Source organism: Streptococcus sp. 3705 (assembly GCF_013277145.1).
Taxonomy (GTDB): domain Bacteria; phylum Bacillota; class Bacilli; order Lactobacillales; family Streptococcaceae; genus Streptococcus.
Window position 1 is genome coordinate 1 of the sequence record NZ_VMMJ01000013.1, and the last position, 15123, is coordinate 15123.

At 38.9% G+C, this 15123-nt stretch carries 10 protein-coding genes, 12 tRNA genes and 2 pseudogenes; 22 read left to right on the plus strand and 2 right to left on the minus strand.

Going from position 1 to position 15123, the window contains the following annotated elements; all coding sequences use genetic code 11:
- Positions 1-24 precede the first annotated feature (24 nt).
- The 12 genes from HT714_RS03805 (at position 25) to HT714_RS03860 (ending at position 1082) form a co-directional block, all read left to right on the plus strand.
- Positions 25-96, plus strand: a tRNA-Gly gene (locus HT714_RS03805).
- 7 nt (positions 97-103) lie between these two features.
- Positions 104-189 (plus strand) — tRNA-Leu (locus tag HT714_RS03810).
- Between the two features lie 11 nt (positions 190-200).
- Positions 201-274: transfer RNA gene (locus HT714_RS03815), tRNA-Arg, on the plus strand.
- A gap of 15 nt (positions 275-289) precedes the next feature.
- Positions 290-363 (plus strand) — tRNA-Pro (locus tag HT714_RS03820).
- Positions 364-368: 5 nt separating this feature from the next.
- Positions 369-442: transfer RNA gene (locus tag HT714_RS03825), tRNA-Met, on the plus strand.
- Between the two features lie 13 nt (positions 443-455).
- Positions 456-529, plus strand: a tRNA-Ile gene (locus HT714_RS03830).
- A 10-nt stretch (positions 530-539) separates the two neighbouring features.
- Positions 540-629 (plus strand) — tRNA-Ser (locus tag HT714_RS03835).
- 10 nt (positions 630-639) lie between these two features.
- Positions 640-713, plus strand: a tRNA-Met gene (locus tag HT714_RS03840).
- A 3-nt stretch (positions 714-716) separates the two neighbouring features.
- Positions 717-789: transfer RNA gene (locus HT714_RS03845), tRNA-Phe, on the plus strand.
- 20 nt (positions 790-809) lie between these two features.
- Positions 810-880 (plus strand) — tRNA-Gly (locus HT714_RS03850).
- Positions 881-914: 34 nt separating this feature from the next.
- Positions 915-988 (plus strand) — tRNA-Ile (locus HT714_RS03855).
- A 6-nt stretch (positions 989-994) separates the two neighbouring features.
- Positions 995-1082 (plus strand) — tRNA-Ser (locus HT714_RS03860).
- Between the two features lie 125 nt (positions 1083-1207).
- Here the strand turns inward: HT714_RS03860 and birA are convergent.
- Together birA and HT714_RS03870 are read right to left on the minus strand one after the other, a co-directional pair.
- Positions 1208-2143 (minus strand): bifunctional biotin--[acetyl-CoA-carboxylase] ligase/biotin operon repressor BirA, encoded by a 936-nt coding sequence (gene birA, locus HT714_RS03865; RefSeq protein WP_173225486.1) that lies wholly within the window; start codon positions 2141-2143, stop codon positions 1208-1210.
- Positions 2140-3000 (minus strand): annotated as a pseudogene (locus tag HT714_RS03870) (AraC family transcriptional regulator). The gene birA and the pseudogene HT714_RS03870 overlap by 4 nt, the downstream one beginning before the upstream one ends.
- Positions 3001-3107: 107 nt before the next feature.
- Between HT714_RS03870 and HT714_RS03875 the strand changes: the two are divergent.
- The 10 genes and pseudogenes from HT714_RS03875 to HT714_RS03920 all read left to right on the plus strand — a co-directional run bounded on the left by HT714_RS03875 (position 3108) and on the right by HT714_RS03920 (position 14979).
- Positions 3108-5270, plus strand: a complete 2163-nt coding sequence (locus HT714_RS03875) for an alpha-galactosidase (RefSeq protein ID WP_173225489.1) — start codon at positions 3108-3110, stop codon at positions 5268-5270.
- A 34-nt stretch (positions 5271-5304) separates the two neighbouring features.
- The gene (locus HT714_RS03880; protein ID WP_173225492.1) at positions 5305-6555 is read left to right on the plus strand and encodes an extracellular solute-binding protein; all 1251 of its coding nucleotides are present in this window, start codon (positions 5305-5307) and stop codon (positions 6553-6555) included.
- 18 nt (positions 6556-6573) lie between these two features.
- Positions 6574-7446, plus strand: coding sequence for a sugar ABC transporter permease (locus HT714_RS03885; protein ID WP_001007715.1), 873 nt, complete (start codon positions 6574-6576; stop codon positions 7444-7446).
- A 16-nt stretch (positions 7447-7462) separates the two neighbouring features.
- Entirely contained in the window at positions 7463-8296 is an 834-nt protein-coding gene (locus HT714_RS03890; protein ID WP_173225495.1) for a carbohydrate ABC transporter permease, read from the plus strand.
- A 297-nt stretch (positions 8297-8593) separates the two neighbouring features.
- A pseudogene (gtfA, locus tag HT714_RS03895) lies at positions 8594-10036 on the plus strand (sucrose phosphorylase).
- Between the two features lie 137 nt (positions 10037-10173).
- Complete coding sequence (locus HT714_RS03900) at positions 10174-11367, plus strand: O-antigen ligase (RefSeq protein WP_173225498.1); 1194 nt, start codon at positions 10174-10176, stop codon at positions 11365-11367.
- 144 nt (positions 11368-11511) lie between these two features.
- On the plus strand, positions 11512-11955 hold the full coding sequence (locus tag HT714_RS03905) for a MarR family transcriptional regulator (RefSeq protein WP_173225501.1): 444 nt from the start codon (positions 11512-11514) through the stop codon (positions 11953-11955).
- Positions 11956-11958: 3 nt separating this feature from the next.
- Complete coding sequence (locus HT714_RS03910; RefSeq protein WP_173225504.1) at positions 11959-12723, plus strand: ester cyclase; 765 nt, start codon at positions 11959-11961, stop codon at positions 12721-12723.
- A gap of 14 nt (positions 12724-12737) precedes the next feature.
- The gene (locus HT714_RS03915; RefSeq protein WP_173225506.1) at positions 12738-13466 is read left to right on the plus strand and encodes an ABC transporter ATP-binding protein; all 729 of its coding nucleotides are present in this window, start codon (positions 12738-12740) and stop codon (positions 13464-13466) included.
- Entirely contained in the window at positions 13459-14979 is a 1521-nt protein-coding gene (locus HT714_RS03920) for an ABC transporter permease/substrate-binding protein (protein ID WP_173225509.1), read from the plus strand. Before HT714_RS03915 ends, HT714_RS03920 begins: the two co-directional genes overlap by 8 nt.
- Positions 14980-15123: the final 144 nt, after the last annotated feature.

Genomic DNA, 15123 nt, shown 5'->3' on the forward strand with positions numbered 1-15123 from the left:
CATTTTTAGATAGAAGAAAATAGTGCGAACGTAGTTCAGTGGTAGAACACCACCTTGCCAAGGTGGGGGTCGCGGGTTCGAATCCCGTCGTTCGCTTAGAGAGGCCGGGGTGGCGGAACTGGCAGACGCACAGGACTTAAAATCCTGCGATTGGTAACGATCGTACCGGTTCGATTCCGGTCCTCGGCATAATATAATGAGCACCCTTAGCTCAACTGGATAGAGTACCTGACTACGAATCAGGCGGTTAGAGGTTCGACTCCTCTAGGGTGCATTTTTCTATTTAACTCGGGAAGTAGCTCAGCTTGGTAGAGTACTTGGTTTGGGACCAAGGTGTCGCAGGTTCGAATCCTGTCTTCCCGATACATGGCGGTGTAGCTCAGCTGGCTAGAGCGTCCGGTTCATACCCGGGAGGTCGGGGGTTCGATCCCCTTCGCCGCTATAATGATCTTGTCGGACCTTTAGCTCAGCTGGTTAGAGCTCTCGGCTCATAACCGAGTGGTCGTAGGTTCAAGTCCTACAAGGTCCATTTGAATATTGGAGGATTACCCAAGTCCGGCTGAAGGGAACGGTCTTGAAAACCGTCAGGCGTGTAAAAGCGTGCGTGGGTTCGAATCCCACATCCTCCTTTTATATTAACGCGGGATGGAGCAGCTCGGTAGCTCGTCGGGCTCATAACCCGAAGGTCGTAGGTTCAAATCCTGCTCCCGCAATAAGGCTCGGTAGCTCAGTTGGTAGAGCAATGGATTGAAGCTCCATGTGTCGGCGGTTCGATTCCGTCTCGCGCCATTTTTACTTATAGTATGTATGCGGGTGTAGTTTAGTGGTAAAACTACAGCCTTCCAAGCTGTTGTCGCGAGTTCGATTCTCGTCACCCGCTTTGAACTTTGTTCAAATTACCAAGTTTTTAACTTGGGCGCGTAGCTCAGGTGGTTAGAGCGCACGCCTGATAAGCGTGAGGTCGGTGGTTCGAGTCCACTCGTGCCCATTAATTGGAGAATTACTCAAGAGGCTGAAGAGGACGGTTTGCTAAATCGTTAGGTCGGGTAACTGGCGCAAGGGTTCGAATCCCTTATTCTCCGTTTTAATGAGAGTTTGTAACTCTCTTTTTTACTTTTAGAGACAATAAAACTTCAAATCTGTAAAACTTAATTGCATTACTAATCTGAAGTTATTTTTATATCGTTTATATTATAATTGTGTTATTTCACTTCCAACCCTTGAGTGAAATTTCTCCGCTATTGAGCCAGATTTCTTTTCCGTTATCACATTGAACTAAAAGTTTACCACTTTCAGAGATGTCTTTAGCAAGTCCCTTGTAGTCTTTTTGATCTAGTGTGAAAGTAACTTCTTTTCCTAGAACGAATGACTGTTTTTTATATAGGTATAATAACTCATCTGCTGGTGTTTCGAAGAAAGCACGCCAGATTTCTATGATTAATTCATTCCTTGTTATTGGAGCTGTAGTTTTAAATAAGCTAGCAGCTTTTTCTTTTAACTCTTGTGGGAAGTCATTAATAGTAAAGTTGATTCCTACTCCAATAATGATATCTGTGACTAAGCCTGTTTCTACAGAGGTCATTGCTTCAGTGAGAATTCCTCCAATTTTATGATTGTTTAGGTAGATATCATTGACCCATTTTATGTCGACATCTATTAATGTTAGGTTCTTAATGGCTTTGTAGATAGCTCCTGCTACAAGTAGTGTGTAGGATGGTAATTGGTCATAGGGGAGATTTGGTTTAAGATGGAGTGTCATATAAATGCCACCTTGTGGTGAGTAGAAAGAACGTTGAAATCGACCTCGGCCTGCTGTTTGATAGGAAGCTATATAGAGGGTGTTTGCTTCATTTCCTAAATCAATTGCTTCTTTTGCATCTAGTTGTGTTGATTTTGTTTCGGGTTTAAAGCTGACTTTAATTGGAAGATTTTCTTCTAGAAGTTCTGGAAGAATAAGGTCTCCATTCACCAGTTTATAGCCTTTGTTTTTGATACTATCAATTTCAATGCCTTCTTGTTCTAACCGCTTGATGGCTTTCCAAATTGATGTTCGGGTCAGTGATAGTTCTTCTGCAATTTTTTCTCCGCTTATATAGTCGGTTTCTTTAGCTAGAATCTGATAGACAGCTTGGTAGGATTTCATAGTGTTTCCTTTCTCACTAGTTGGTATTGAGAGTATTCTTTTCTTGTATGACTTGGAGTCTGATTAAAGTATTGTTTATAGGCTTTAGAAAAATGTAGTGGATCTGAAAAACCTACCGAGTATGCAATTACCTTGATGGACTCTTGGGTATTTTCGAGAAGTTGTTTAGCTCGGTGCATTCGAACGTAGAGTAGGTATTCTTTAGGTGATAAGGTATTAAATTCTTTGAATACACTTGATAAGTAGCTCCTGTGAACGGATAGTTCTTTTGCTAAATCTTGGATTGTAAGTGATTGAGGATAGTGGCTATCAATTAATCTTTTGCATTCAAGATAGAGTTGGTGGGTTGATGAAATATTATTTTTTTTCTGATTGGGAGCAATAGTTCCCAGATGAAACATCAGTTCATGGAGCTGTCCCATGATATGGAGTTGAGCTAATTCATTTGATTTTGTAATCTGAGCGAAGCGGACAATGTCTGAGATGAGTTTTGCAGTAGACTGGGTATGACAAGTTTCAGATTGGATGAGATAGGATTGGTCAGAAATTTGAGAAAGAGCAAAATAATCAGGAGCTTTCCCTCCAGTGATTCCCAACCAGTAGTAGGCCCAAGGTTCTTTACTATCTGCTTGATAAAAGGTTAGTTCCTATGGTTTTAATAGAAAGAAATCTCCTTCTTTTAAATCAACAATTTTACCCTTGTAATGAAATTTTCCTTGTCCTTTAGTAATGTAATGTAGAACGTATGTATCACGAATGGCTGGACCAAAAGAGTAATTTGGTGTGCATTCCTCATATCCATAAAAGCTTAAGGAAAGGTCAATTGTTCCAGTCTGGTATTCTGAAAAAACTAGCATGTGCTACCTCCTACCTAACATTTTACCATATTCTTGAGACATTTTTCTATTTTGGAAAGCGATTTCAGATGATAAAATAGAATCAATAAAGTGATGAGGTGAAGTAAATGGGAGTTAGGCTAGAGAATAATCTATTTTATGTTGAGAGTAAAAATTTAAGTTTGATTATTGAAAATCGAAATGGCTACTTACTTTTGAAACATTTAGGAAAGACTATTAAGAACTATAAAGGTTGCAATAGTGTTTATGAACGAGACCATGCCTTTTCAGGGAATCCAACGGCTAATAATAGAACCTTTAGTTTAGATACTCAGCGTCAGATTTTCGGACAACATGGCTTAGGAGATTTTAGGAAACCAACTATACAGGTTCAGCATAGTGTAACTGAAGTAACAGACTTTCGATTTGTAGAAGCAAAGATTTTAAAAGGTCAGAATGGTCCACAGGGATTACCTTCTCCGCATAGCATGGACGATACAGAGACCCTTGCTTTGATGTTAGAAGATTCTAAGGCTCAACTTAGCCTGACTTTGTATTATACTGCTTTTGATAATGATGCGACAATTGCTAGCTACAGTAAATTAGAGAATAATAGTAATCAGGAAGTTGTCATCCATAAAGATTTTTCTTTTATGGCTGATTTGCCAGCTGCAGCTTACGAAATCGTAACTCTTCAGGGTGCTTATGCTCGCGAAAAGACTGTCAGACGTCAACAGGTAGAACAAGGAATCTTTTCGATTAGTTCGAACCGCGGTGCTTCTGGTCATGCTCAAACACCAGCTCTTCTACTATGTGATCAAGGAGTCACAGAGGATGCTGGGAATGCACTTGCTATTCAACTAATGTATAGTGGAAACTTTGAAGCTTTTGTTCAAAGGAATCAATTGAATGAAGTTCGACTGGCGATTGGGATTAATTCGGAAAACTTTTCTTGGAAGTTAGACCCTGAGGAATACTTTGAAACACCAGTAGCTTTAGTGACCTATTCAGATAAGGGATTAACTGGTATTAGCCATGAAAGTCAAAATTTTGTACTGAAGCATATTCTGCCAAGTAAATTTTCTAAAAAAGAACGTCCAATTCTAATCAATAACTGGGAAGCAACCTACTTTGACTTTCAGAGAGAAAAACTGTTAGAGCTGGCTGATGAAGCTAAGAAAGTTGGTATTGAACTTTTTGTATTGGATGATGGATGGTTTGGCAATCGCTTTGATGATAATCGTGCTTTAGGTGATTGGATTGTTAATGAGAAAAAACTGGGTGGTAGCCTAGAAAGTCTGATTTCAGCTATCCATGAAAGAGGTCTACAGTTTGGACTTTGGTTAGAACCGGAAATGATTTCTGTAGATAGTGATTTGTATCGTAAACATCCTGACTGGGCTATTCAGGTTCCAGGATATGAGCATACTTATTCTCGGAATCAATTAGTACTTAATCTTGCCAATCCTCAGGTAGTAGAATACTTGAAAAATGTCTTAGATCAACTCCTATCTTATCATGAGATTGATTATATTAAATGGGATATGAATCGTAATATGACCAACCTAGGAAATGGCTTTACTTATCTAGAGACAAAGATGCAATCTCATCAGTACATGTTGGGGCTTTACGAACTCGTTTCTTATCTGACAGAGAAGCACAGCCATATTCTCTTTGAGTCCTGCTCTGGTGGTGGTGGACGAAATGATCTGGGTATGATGCGCTATTTCCCACAAGTCTGGACTAGTGATAATACTGATGCTATTGCACGTTTACCAATTCAATACGGTTCATCTTATCTCTATCCAACCATTTCTATGGGGGCTCATGTGTCAGCAGTACCGAATCATCAGATGGGGCGAACGACACCATTAGAAACACGTGGTCATGTAGCAATGATGGGAAATTTGGGATATGAGCTTGATTTGACAAGTTTATCAGATGAAGAGAAAGCTGAGATTGCTAATCAGGTGAACTTGTATAAAGAATTACGACCAGTAGTTCAGTTAGGACAACAGTATAGGTTAATCAATCCCGAGTCTGCATCCAATGAAGCAGCTGTACAATTTAATTACAAAAATCAAACGATTGTAACCTACGTTCGCGTTTTGTCAGTTGTAGAGACCATGGAAACAACTTTAAAGTTAAAAGATTTGGATGAAGAGGGACTGTATGAATTACAGGAAAATGGAGAAGTTTACTCAGGTGCAGAACTCATGTATGCAGGCTTAACTGTTATCTTATCCCAAGGAGATTTTTTGAGTAGACAGTATATTTTTAGAAGACTATAATAAAGGTGTATAAATTTATAAAGGAGGCTTTCCAATGAAATGGTATAAGAAAGCAGGTTTTCTTTTAGTCGCTGGGGCTAGTTTACTAGGTCTAGCAGCTTGTGGTCAGAATAATCAATCGACTGATGGAAAGGTAACGATTGAATTTTTTAACCAGAAGACCGAAATGGCGGATACTTTGCAAAAAATTGTAGATAATTTTGAAAAGGATCATCCTACTATTGATGTAAAACTGACGACTGTTCCGGCAGCTGGTATTGTTCTGAAGACTCGGATTTTATCAGGAGATGTTCCAGATATTGTTAATATCTATCCTCAAAATATGGATTTTCAGGAGTGGGCAAAAGCAGGTTACTTTGCAGATATGACAGGGAAATCTTATCTTGAGAATATTAAGAATGACTATGCAGAAAAGTATGCAATCAATAACAAGATTTATAGTGTGCCTTTAACTGCTAACCTTTATGGAATTTATTACAATAAAACAAAGTTTAAAGAATTAGGACTTGAGGAACCGAAGACTTTTAAAGAGTTTCAAGAGATTGTTAAAAAGATAAAAGATAGTGGGAATTCTCCGTTTGCAGTTGCAGGCAATGAAGGATGGACATTAAACGGTTATCACCAACTTTCTCTCATTACCATTACAGGCAGTGGAGACGCAGCTAATAACTATCTTCGCTTTTCAAAACCAAATGCTATTTCTGCAGATGATGCTATTTTAAAAGCAGATGCAGAACGACTAGATTTGTTGGCGGATAATGCTCAAGATGGATGGCGTGGTGCCTCTTATAATGATGCGGTGGTAGCATTCTCGAATGAAAAAGCCTTGATGATGCCGCAAGGATCATGGGCATTAGCGGCAATTAATCAACAGGATCCAAAATTTGATGTGGGGATGTTTGCCTTCCCAGGAGAAGAAGTAGGAAAAGAAGTCACTGTTGGTGCAGGGGACATGGCATTATCAACTTCAGCTACTACCAAACATCCTAAAGAAACCGAAGAATTTATCAGCTATATGACTAGTCCAAAAGCTATGCAAGCATATTATGATGTGGATGGATCACCAGTTGCTATAAAAGGTGTACAGGAAAAAGAAGATTCAGCACTTGCAGAGATTTCTAAACTAGCATTTACGGATAAACATTATGTTTGGTTGGGCCAATACTGGAATTCTGAAGAAGATTTTTTCAATCTAAGTGCAGGTTACTTGATGGATAAAAATCTGAAAAATATGGCAAACAATCTCAATGCTTTCTTTAATCCAATGAAGGCAGATTTGGACTAGAATAGGAGTTAAGATGATATGGCTATTCGAAAAATTTTAAATAAATACTGGGGTTGGACTTTTTTGCTCATCCCGCTTGCATTACAAGCTATCTTCTTTTACTTTCCGATGGTACAAGGTGCTTTCTATAGTTTGACTAACTGGACTGGATTGACCTATAATTATAAATTTGTTGGTCTGAATAACTACAAATTGCTGATGATTGATGGGAAATTCTTCACAGCCATAGCTTTTACTTTGATTTTAACCCTGGCATTGATTATTGGAGAGATTACAATTGGGATGGTTGTGGCTCGAGCCTTGAATTCTAAGATGAAAGGGCAAACCTTCTTTAGAGCATGGTTCTTTTTCCCAGCGGTTTTGTCTGGTTTGACAGTTTCCTTGATTTTTAAACAATTCTTCAACTATGGTCTTCCAACGATTGGAAAAATTTTAGGGATTAGTTTTTTACAAGAAAGTCTATTAGGAACACCAATCGGAGCGGTAGTGGCAACTATTTTTGTTCTTCTATGGCAAGGAGTAGCAATGCCAATTATTCTCTTTCTTGCTGGTCTTCAGAGTATTCCATCTGATATTTTGGAGGCGGCATCAATTGATGGTGCAACAAGCAAACAAACTTTTTGGAAAATTGAATTACCATATTTGTTGCCAACGATTTCTATGGTTTTTATCCTAGCTCTTAAGTCCGGTTTGACTGCCTTTGACCAAATTTTTGCTTTGACGAGTGGTGGTCCTAATAATGCTACAACGTCTCTTGGTCTTTTAGTCTATAACTATGCCTTCAAGAGTAATCAATATGGATATGCGAATGCAATTGCCTTGATTTTATTCTTAATTATTGGAATTGTTTCTCTGATCCAAATCAAACTATCAAAGAAATTTGAAATCTAATAGGGGAGTCTTACACATGAAAAAAGAAGAAAAATTGAATCAGTTTTGGAAGTATGTCCTCTTGATAGTAGGTGGTATTCTTATACTTGTTCCTTTGTTGGTAACGGTTTTTAGTTCCTTCAAGACAACCAAGGATATCATGAATCATTTCTTTAGTTTGCCCAATCCTTTTACATTAAGCAATTATGAACGATTGGTTTCGGATGGGATTGGAGGTTATTTCTGGAATTCAGCTGTTATTACGGTATTATCATTGATTGTAGTAGCCTTCTTTATACCAGCTGCAGCCTATTCCATTGCTCGAAATATGTCCAAGAAAAAAGCCTTTGCAATTATGTATTCGCTCTTGATCTTAGGGATATTTGTTCCATTTCAGGTGATTATGATTCCTATCACAGTTATGATGAGCAAACTCGGCCTGGCAAATATGTGGGGGTTGGTACTACTTTATCTAACTTATGCAATTCCACAGACCCTCTTCTTGTATGTCGGTTATATTAAAATCAGTGTACCAGATAGTTTAGATGAAGCTGCGGAAATCGATGGGGCTGATCGATTTACAACTTACCGTCGAATTATCTTCCCAATGATGAAACCCATGCATGCGACAACCATGATCATCAATGCCCTTTGGTTCTGGAATGACTTCATGTTGCCATTGTTGATTTTGAATAAGGATTCCAAGCTGTGGACTTTGCCTCTCTTCCAGTACAACTACCAAGGTCAGTATTTTAATGACTATGGGCCAAGTTTTGCATCCTATATTGTGGGAATTGTAACAATTACTGTCGTCTACCTCATCTTCCAAAAACATATTATTTCAGGAATGAGCAACGGAGCAGTGAAATAAGATACAAAGGGACGATTCAGCTTGCTGAAAATTTCTGTAGAAAAATAGGAAATTGACGTAGTGTGCTTGCACACAAGAAGATTTATCTTTTTTCCTAAGAAATTAGTCCCGTGTTCAATTCCGTATACGAAGGGACGATTCAGCTTATTGACAATTCAAGAAAAAAATAAAGTAGTACTTAGTTTATCACAGTCTATATTAATACGAGTTTGATGATAAACAGAGATTTAAAATGAATTTGATTTACGAAGCCAGGTCATATAAGACTTGGCTTCAATTAGAAAAAGGAGAGTAATGATGCCAATTCAGAATAAAACCATGTTGATTACCTATTCAGATAGTCTGGGAAATAATCTTAAAGACTTATATGAGAATTTGGAAGAGCATTTTGGAGATGCTATTGGGGGAGTTCACCTTCTACCATTTTTCCCATCAACAGGTGATCGTGGATTTGCGCCAGTTGACTACGACGAAGTGGACTCAGCTTTTGGTGATTGGGAGGATGTTAAGCGTTTAGGTGAGAAGTATTATCTTATGTTTGACTTTATGATTAACCATATTTCTCGTCAATCTAAGTATTATAAGGACTATCAAGAAAAACATGAAGCCAGTGAATTTAAAGATCTCTTTTTAAACTGGGATAAGTTTTGGCCAGAAAACCGTCCAACACAGTCTGATGTAGATTTAATTTACAAGCGTAAGGATCGTGCACCAAAGCAAGAGATTGTGTTTGAAGATGGTTCAGTGGAACATTTGTGGAATACCTTTGGTGAGGAGCAGATTGATCTTGATGTGAGCAAAGAAGTAACGATGGAATTTATCCGTAAGACCATTCAGCACTTGGCAAGTAATTGATGTGATTTGATTCGTCTAGATGCCTTTGCTTATGCAGTGAAGAAATTGGATACTAATGATTTCTTTGTAGAACCAGATATTTGGGATTTATTGGACAAAGTTCGAGATATCGCTGCTGAGTATGGGACAGAGCTTTTACCTGAGATTCATGAACACTATTCGATTCAGTTTAAAATAGCAGACCATGATTACTATGTTTATGATTTTGCTCTTCCAATGGTGACACTTTATACTCTTTACAGTTCCAGAACAGAGCGTTTGGCTAAGTGGTTGAAGATGAGCCCGATGAAGCAATTTACGACGCTAGATACCCATGATGGGATTGGAGTAGTAGATGTCAAGGATATCCTGACCGATGAGGAGATTGATTATGCTTCAAATGAACTCTATAAGGTTGGAGCTAATGTCAAACGTAAGTACTCCAGTGCCGAGTATAATAATTTAGATATCTACCAAATCAATTCAACCTATTATTCTGCGCTTGGAGATGATGATGTTAAGTATTTTCTCGCTCGTCTAATTCAAGCTTTTGCTCCAGGTATTCCTCAAGTTTACTATGTAGGTCTATTAGCAGGCAAGAATGACTTGAAATTATTAGAAGAAACTAAAGAAGGTCGAAATATTAATCGTCATTACTATAGCAATGAGGAAATAGCAGAAGAAGTCCAACGTCCTGTGGTGAAGGCACTTCTCAATCTATTTTCTTTCCGTAATCGTTCAGAAGCATTTGATTTAGAAGGAACTATTGACGTTGAAACACCAACAGCCCACAGCATTGTAATCAAACGTCAAAATAAAGATAAGTCCGTAACAGCAGTAGCAGAAATTGATTTGCAAAATCAGACTTATCGGGTAATTGAGAACGGAATTAAAGTAACATTTTGAAGCCTTGATATGGTTGATAAAATAGGATTTTTATTTTGGAAAACGTTTCCTTTGTTTTCAAATTGCTAAAAAAGTGGTACAATATAGGATAGCTTACTATTATCTGAATCAACTGATTTGGAGAGAAAGGATTCATTTTGAAATCAATAGGCTTTATTGAAAAGCTGAGAGGGTTGTCTAGTAAAGAGCTGATTTTATTGGGAATTATCCTGAGTATCTTTTTACCCTTTTATCTTTTTGTAGTTGTATTCTGTTTATATATTATCAGTTTGATTTTTACAGGAGACATGAAAAGTATTCTTCAGAAAATGGGGGAGCATCCGATGCTGCTTCTTTTTCTTGGCTATAGTACTGTTATATCCGTTTTTGCACAAAATTGGATGGGAGTTGTGGCTTCAGTAGGAATTTTTCTATTTACTGTTTTCTTTTTGCACTATCAGTCGATTTTATCACATAAATTCTTTCGATTGATTTTGCAGCTCGTCTTGTTTGGTAGCGTCTTGTCAGCTGCTTTTGCGAGTTTAGAACATTTCCAAATTGTGAAGAAATTTAACTATGCTTTTCTTTCACCCAATATGCAGGTGTGGCATCAGAATCGTGCAGAAGTGACCTTCTTTAATCCTAATTATTATGGAATTATTTGTTGTTTCTGTATCATGATTGCCTTCTATCTGTTTACAACGACCAAGTTGAATTGGTTGAAAGTATTCTGTGTGTTTGCAGGCTTTGTGAATCTCTTTGGTTTGAACTTTACGCAAAATCGAACTGCATTTCCTGCTATTATCGCTGGAGCCATTATTTATCTCTTTACGACCATTAAAAACTGGAAGGCCTTTTGGCTTAGTATTGGGGTCTTTGCGATTGGCTTGAGTTTCCTCTTTTCCAGTGATCTAGGAGTTCGGATGGGGACTTTAGACTCTTCTATGGAAGAACGCATTTCTATCTGGGATGCTGGGATGGCCTTATTTAAGCAAAATCCTTTCTGGGGTGAGGGGCCATTGACCTATATGCACTCTTATCCTCGGATAAATGCTCCTTATCATGAACATGCTCACAGTCTATATATCGATACGATTCTGAGTTACGGAATTGTGGGGACTATTTTATTAGTTTTGTCTTCTGTTGCTCCTGTTCGCTTGATGATGGATATGAGTCAGGAGTCGGGGAAACGCCCGATTATCGGTCTTTATCTGTCTTTCCTTACAGTGGTTGCTGTACACGGAATCTTTGACTTGGCCCTCTTCTGGATTCAGTCAGGTTTCATTTTCTTGCTAGTTATGTGCAGTGTTCCATTGGAGCATCGAACGTTGGTATCGGACATGACGGATTAAGTTTATAAGATTAAAATCTTCTACCTTGGGTAGGAGGTTTTTTTACTGGGAAAAATTATTTCCAAATCGAAATAGTTGACAGTTGGAACGATGAGTGTTATAATTGTTTTATTCTTTTCGATATCGAAATAAATTGGAGGTGTTATGAAAGATAGTCATTTGCTAGCCCATCATATTCGTTTGTTGAATGGGCGGATTTTTCAAAAGTTACTGAGCCAAGATCCTGAAGCTCTTTATCGTAGTGAACAGGGTAAGATTTTAGCGGTTTTATGGAATAGTGAAACTGGCTGCGCAACTGCGACAGATATTGCGCTTGCGACTGGTCTTGCTAATAATACGCTGACGACTATGATAAAAAAGCTTGAGGAACAAAATCTTGTAACTGTTAGTCCATGTGGAGAAGACAAGCGTAAGAAGTATTTAGTTTTAACAGATTTGGGGCAGTCCCAGAAAGAAGTGGGACATCGTGTCAGTCAGAAATTGGATACGATCTTTTACAAAGGATTTTCAGAGGAAGAAATTAGGCAGTTTGAAGCCTTTCAAGAAAGAATTTTGGATAATCTGAAAGAGAAGGAAAATGAGGTTTAAATCATGTCACAACAAGTGAAAAATGCTCACAACCTATACATTCATGCCATTCAAGACGGACGAGTTGCTGAGGCTCAAGCCCAGTCTGTAGGGGATACTTATATCCAACACTCGACAGGTGTGCCTGACGGAAAAGAAGGGTTTGCGGCCTTCTTTGCAAATTTCTTCGAGCGTCATCCAGAACGTCAGATGAAGATTGTCCGCACTATTGAGGATGGCGATCTGGTCTTTGTTCATGTTCATCAATATCTGAATGGTGGGGAAGCTCAATGGGTAACGACAGATACTTTCCGTGCAGATGAGAATGGACGTATCGTGGAGCATTGGGACGTTATTGACTACTATCGAACACCTGAAAATGGTCAATTAGATCAAATTTTTGGAGATTTTGAAATCAAGGATTTAGACAAAACAGCAGAAAATAAAAAGTTGGTTCGCCGTTTCTTGACAGAAATTTTCCAAAATGGGGAACTGGAGCAGTGGAGTGATTATGTGGCAGATGATTTGATTCAGCATAATCATGAGATTGGACAAGGAAGTGTCGCTTATAAAAACTATGTGGCTGAACCTGGTGTCACTTTCGACTTTATTTTCCAACTATTAGGAAAAGGAAACTATGTGGTTAGTTATGGTCAAACTCAGATTGATGGCCTTGCTTATGCCCAGTACGATATCTTCCGTCTAGAAAATGGGAAAATTGTGGAGCATTGGGATAATAAGGAAATTATGCCAAAGGTTGAAGATTTGACCAACCGAGGAAAGTTTTAAATTGAGGACAAAGAATGATTGAATACAAAAATGTAGCCTTGCGCTACACAGAAAAAGATGTTTTGAGAGATGTTAATTTACGGATTAAGAATGGGGAGTTTATGGTTTTAGTTGGACCTTCTGGATCAGGTAAGACGACCATGATTAAGATGATTAACCGTCTTTTGGAGCCGACTGATGGAAATATTTATATGGATGGCAAGCGCATCAAAGACTATGATGAGCGTGAACTTCGTCTTTCTACTGGTTATGTTTTACAGGCCATTGCTCTGTTTCCCAATCTAACGGTTGCAGAAAATATTGCCCTGATTCCTGAGATGAAGGGTTGGACTAAAGAAGAAATTGCGAAGAAAACAGAAGAGCTTTTGGCTAAGGTTGGTTTACCGGTAGCTGAGTATGGGCATCGACTTCCTAGTGAACTATCTGGTGGAGAACAGCAACGGGTTGGTATTGTTCGTGCCATGATTGGTCAGCCTAAGATTTTGCTTATGGATGAACCTTTTTCAGCCTTGGATGCGATTTCGAGAAAGCAGTTGCAGGTTCTGACGAAAGAATTGCATAAAGAGTTTGGGATGACAACGATTTTTGTGACCCATGATACGGATGAAGCCTTGAAATTGGCGGACCGTATTGCTGTCTTGCAGGATGGAGAGATTCGTCAGGTGGCGAATCCCGAGACGATTTTAAAAGCCCCTGCAACAGACTTTGTAGCAGACTTGTTTGGAGGTAGTGTTCATGACTAATTTAATTGCAACTTTTCAGGATCGTTTTAGTGATTGGTTGACAGCTCTATCCCAACATTTGCAGTTGTCACTTTTGACCCTGTTACTAGCTATTTTTATTGCGATTCCCTTAGCTGTATATCTTCGCTATCATGAGAAGTTGGCTGACTGGGTTTTGCAGATTGCAGGGATTTTCCAGACCATCCCGTCTTTGGCCTTGTTAGGGCTCTTTATTCCCTTGATGGGAATTGGAACCTTGCCGGCTTTGACAGCTCTAGTGATTTATGCGATTTTCCCTATTTTGCAAAATACCATCACTGGACTCAAGGGAATTGATCCGAGTCTGCAAGAGGCTGGGATTGCCTTTGGGATGACTAGATGGGAACGTCTCAAGAAGTTTGAAATTCCACTTGCCATGCCTGTTATCATGTCTGGGATTCGGACAGCAGCAGTATTGGTTATCGGTACAGCAACCTTGGCGGCCTTGATTGGTGCAGGGGGGCTGGGTTCCTTTATTCTTTTGGGAATTGACCGTAATAATGCCAGTCTGATTTTGATTGGGGCCCTTTCTTCTGCAGTGCTTGCCATTGCCTTTAACTTCCTACTAAAAGTGATGGAAAAAGCAAAATTGCGGACGATTTTCTCAGGTTTTGCCTTGGTGACCTTATTGCTTGGTTTGTCTTATAGTCCAGCTCTCTTGGCTCAAAAAGAGAAAGAAAACTTGGTCATTGCTGGGAAATTGGGTCCAGAACCAGAAATTTTGGCCAATATGTATAAACTCCTTATTGAAGAAAATACCAGCATGACTGCGACTGTAAAACCAAATTTTGGGAAAACAAGCTTTCTTTATGAAGCTTTGAAAAAAGGCGATATTGACATCTATCCTGAATTTACAGGAACGGTGACTGAAAGTTTACTTCAGCCATCACCTAAAGTGGGTCACGAGCCAGATCAGGTTTATCAGGTAGCACGTGATGGCATTGCCAAACAGGATCATCTATCCTATCTCAAACCTATGTCTTATCAAAATACCTATGCTGTAGCTGTTCCGAAAAAGATTGCTCAAGAATATGGCTTGAAGACCATTTCGGACTTGAAAAAAGTGGAAGGGCAGTTGAAGGCAGGCTTTACACTTGAGTTTAATGACCGTGAAGATGGCAATAAGGGCTTGCAATCAATGTATGGTCTCAATCTCAATGTAGCTACGATGGAACCAGCCCTTCGCTATCAGGCTATTCAGTCAGGTGATATTCAAATCACGGACGCCTATTCGACTGATGCGGAATTGGCGCGTTATGATTTACAGATCTTGGAAGATGACAAGCAACTCTTCCCACCTTATCAAGGGGCTCCACTCATGAAAGAAGCTCTTCTCAAGAAACATCCAGAGTTGGAAAGAGTTCTTAATAAATTGGCTGGTAAGATTACAGAAAGCCAGATGAGCCAGCTTAACTATCAAGTCGGTGTTGAAGGCAAGTCAGCAGAACAAGTAGCCAAAGAGTTTCTACAAGAACAAGGTTTGTTGAAGAAATAGCTTGAAAAGCTAAACTCAACTTGGTTAAACGACTATATAGAAGAAAGCTCAGACAATGTCGTCTGGGCTTTTTGATTATTGAAAAAATAAAAACTCAGTAGCCAGGGTATAAGGCGACTGAGCTCTAGTCTGTATTTATACTCT

What these genes read in the sequence shown, in the direction of transcription:
- birA (WP_173225486.1), bottom strand. Translation starts at nt 2,143, where the DNA reads ATGAAATCCTACCAAGCTGTCTATCAGATTCTAGCTAAAGAAACCGAC.
- HT714_RS03875 (WP_173225489.1), top strand. Translation starts at nt 3,108, where the DNA reads ATGGGAGTTAGGCTAGAGAATAATCTATTTTATGTTGAGAGTAAAAAT.
- HT714_RS03880 (WP_173225492.1), top strand. Translation starts at nt 5,305, where the DNA reads ATGAAATGGTATAAGAAAGCAGGTTTTCTTTTAGTCGCTGGGGCTAGT.
- HT714_RS03885 (WP_001007715.1), top strand. Translation starts at nt 6,574, where the DNA reads ATGGCTATTCGAAAAATTTTAAATAAATACTGGGGTTGGACTTTTTTG.
- HT714_RS03890 (WP_173225495.1), top strand. Translation starts at nt 7,463, where the DNA reads ATGAAAAAAGAAGAAAAATTGAATCAGTTTTGGAAGTATGTCCTCTTG.
- HT714_RS03905 (WP_173225501.1), top strand. Translation starts at nt 11,512, where the DNA reads ATGAAAGATAGTCATTTGCTAGCCCATCATATTCGTTTGTTGAATGGG.
- HT714_RS03910 (WP_173225504.1), top strand. Translation starts at nt 11,959, where the DNA reads ATGTCACAACAAGTGAAAAATGCTCACAACCTATACATTCATGCCATT.
- HT714_RS03915 (WP_173225506.1), top strand. Translation starts at nt 12,738, where the DNA reads ATGATTGAATACAAAAATGTAGCCTTGCGCTACACAGAAAAAGATGTT.
- HT714_RS03920 (WP_173225509.1), top strand. Translation starts at nt 13,459, where the DNA reads ATGACTAATTTAATTGCAACTTTTCAGGATCGTTTTAGTGATTGGTTG.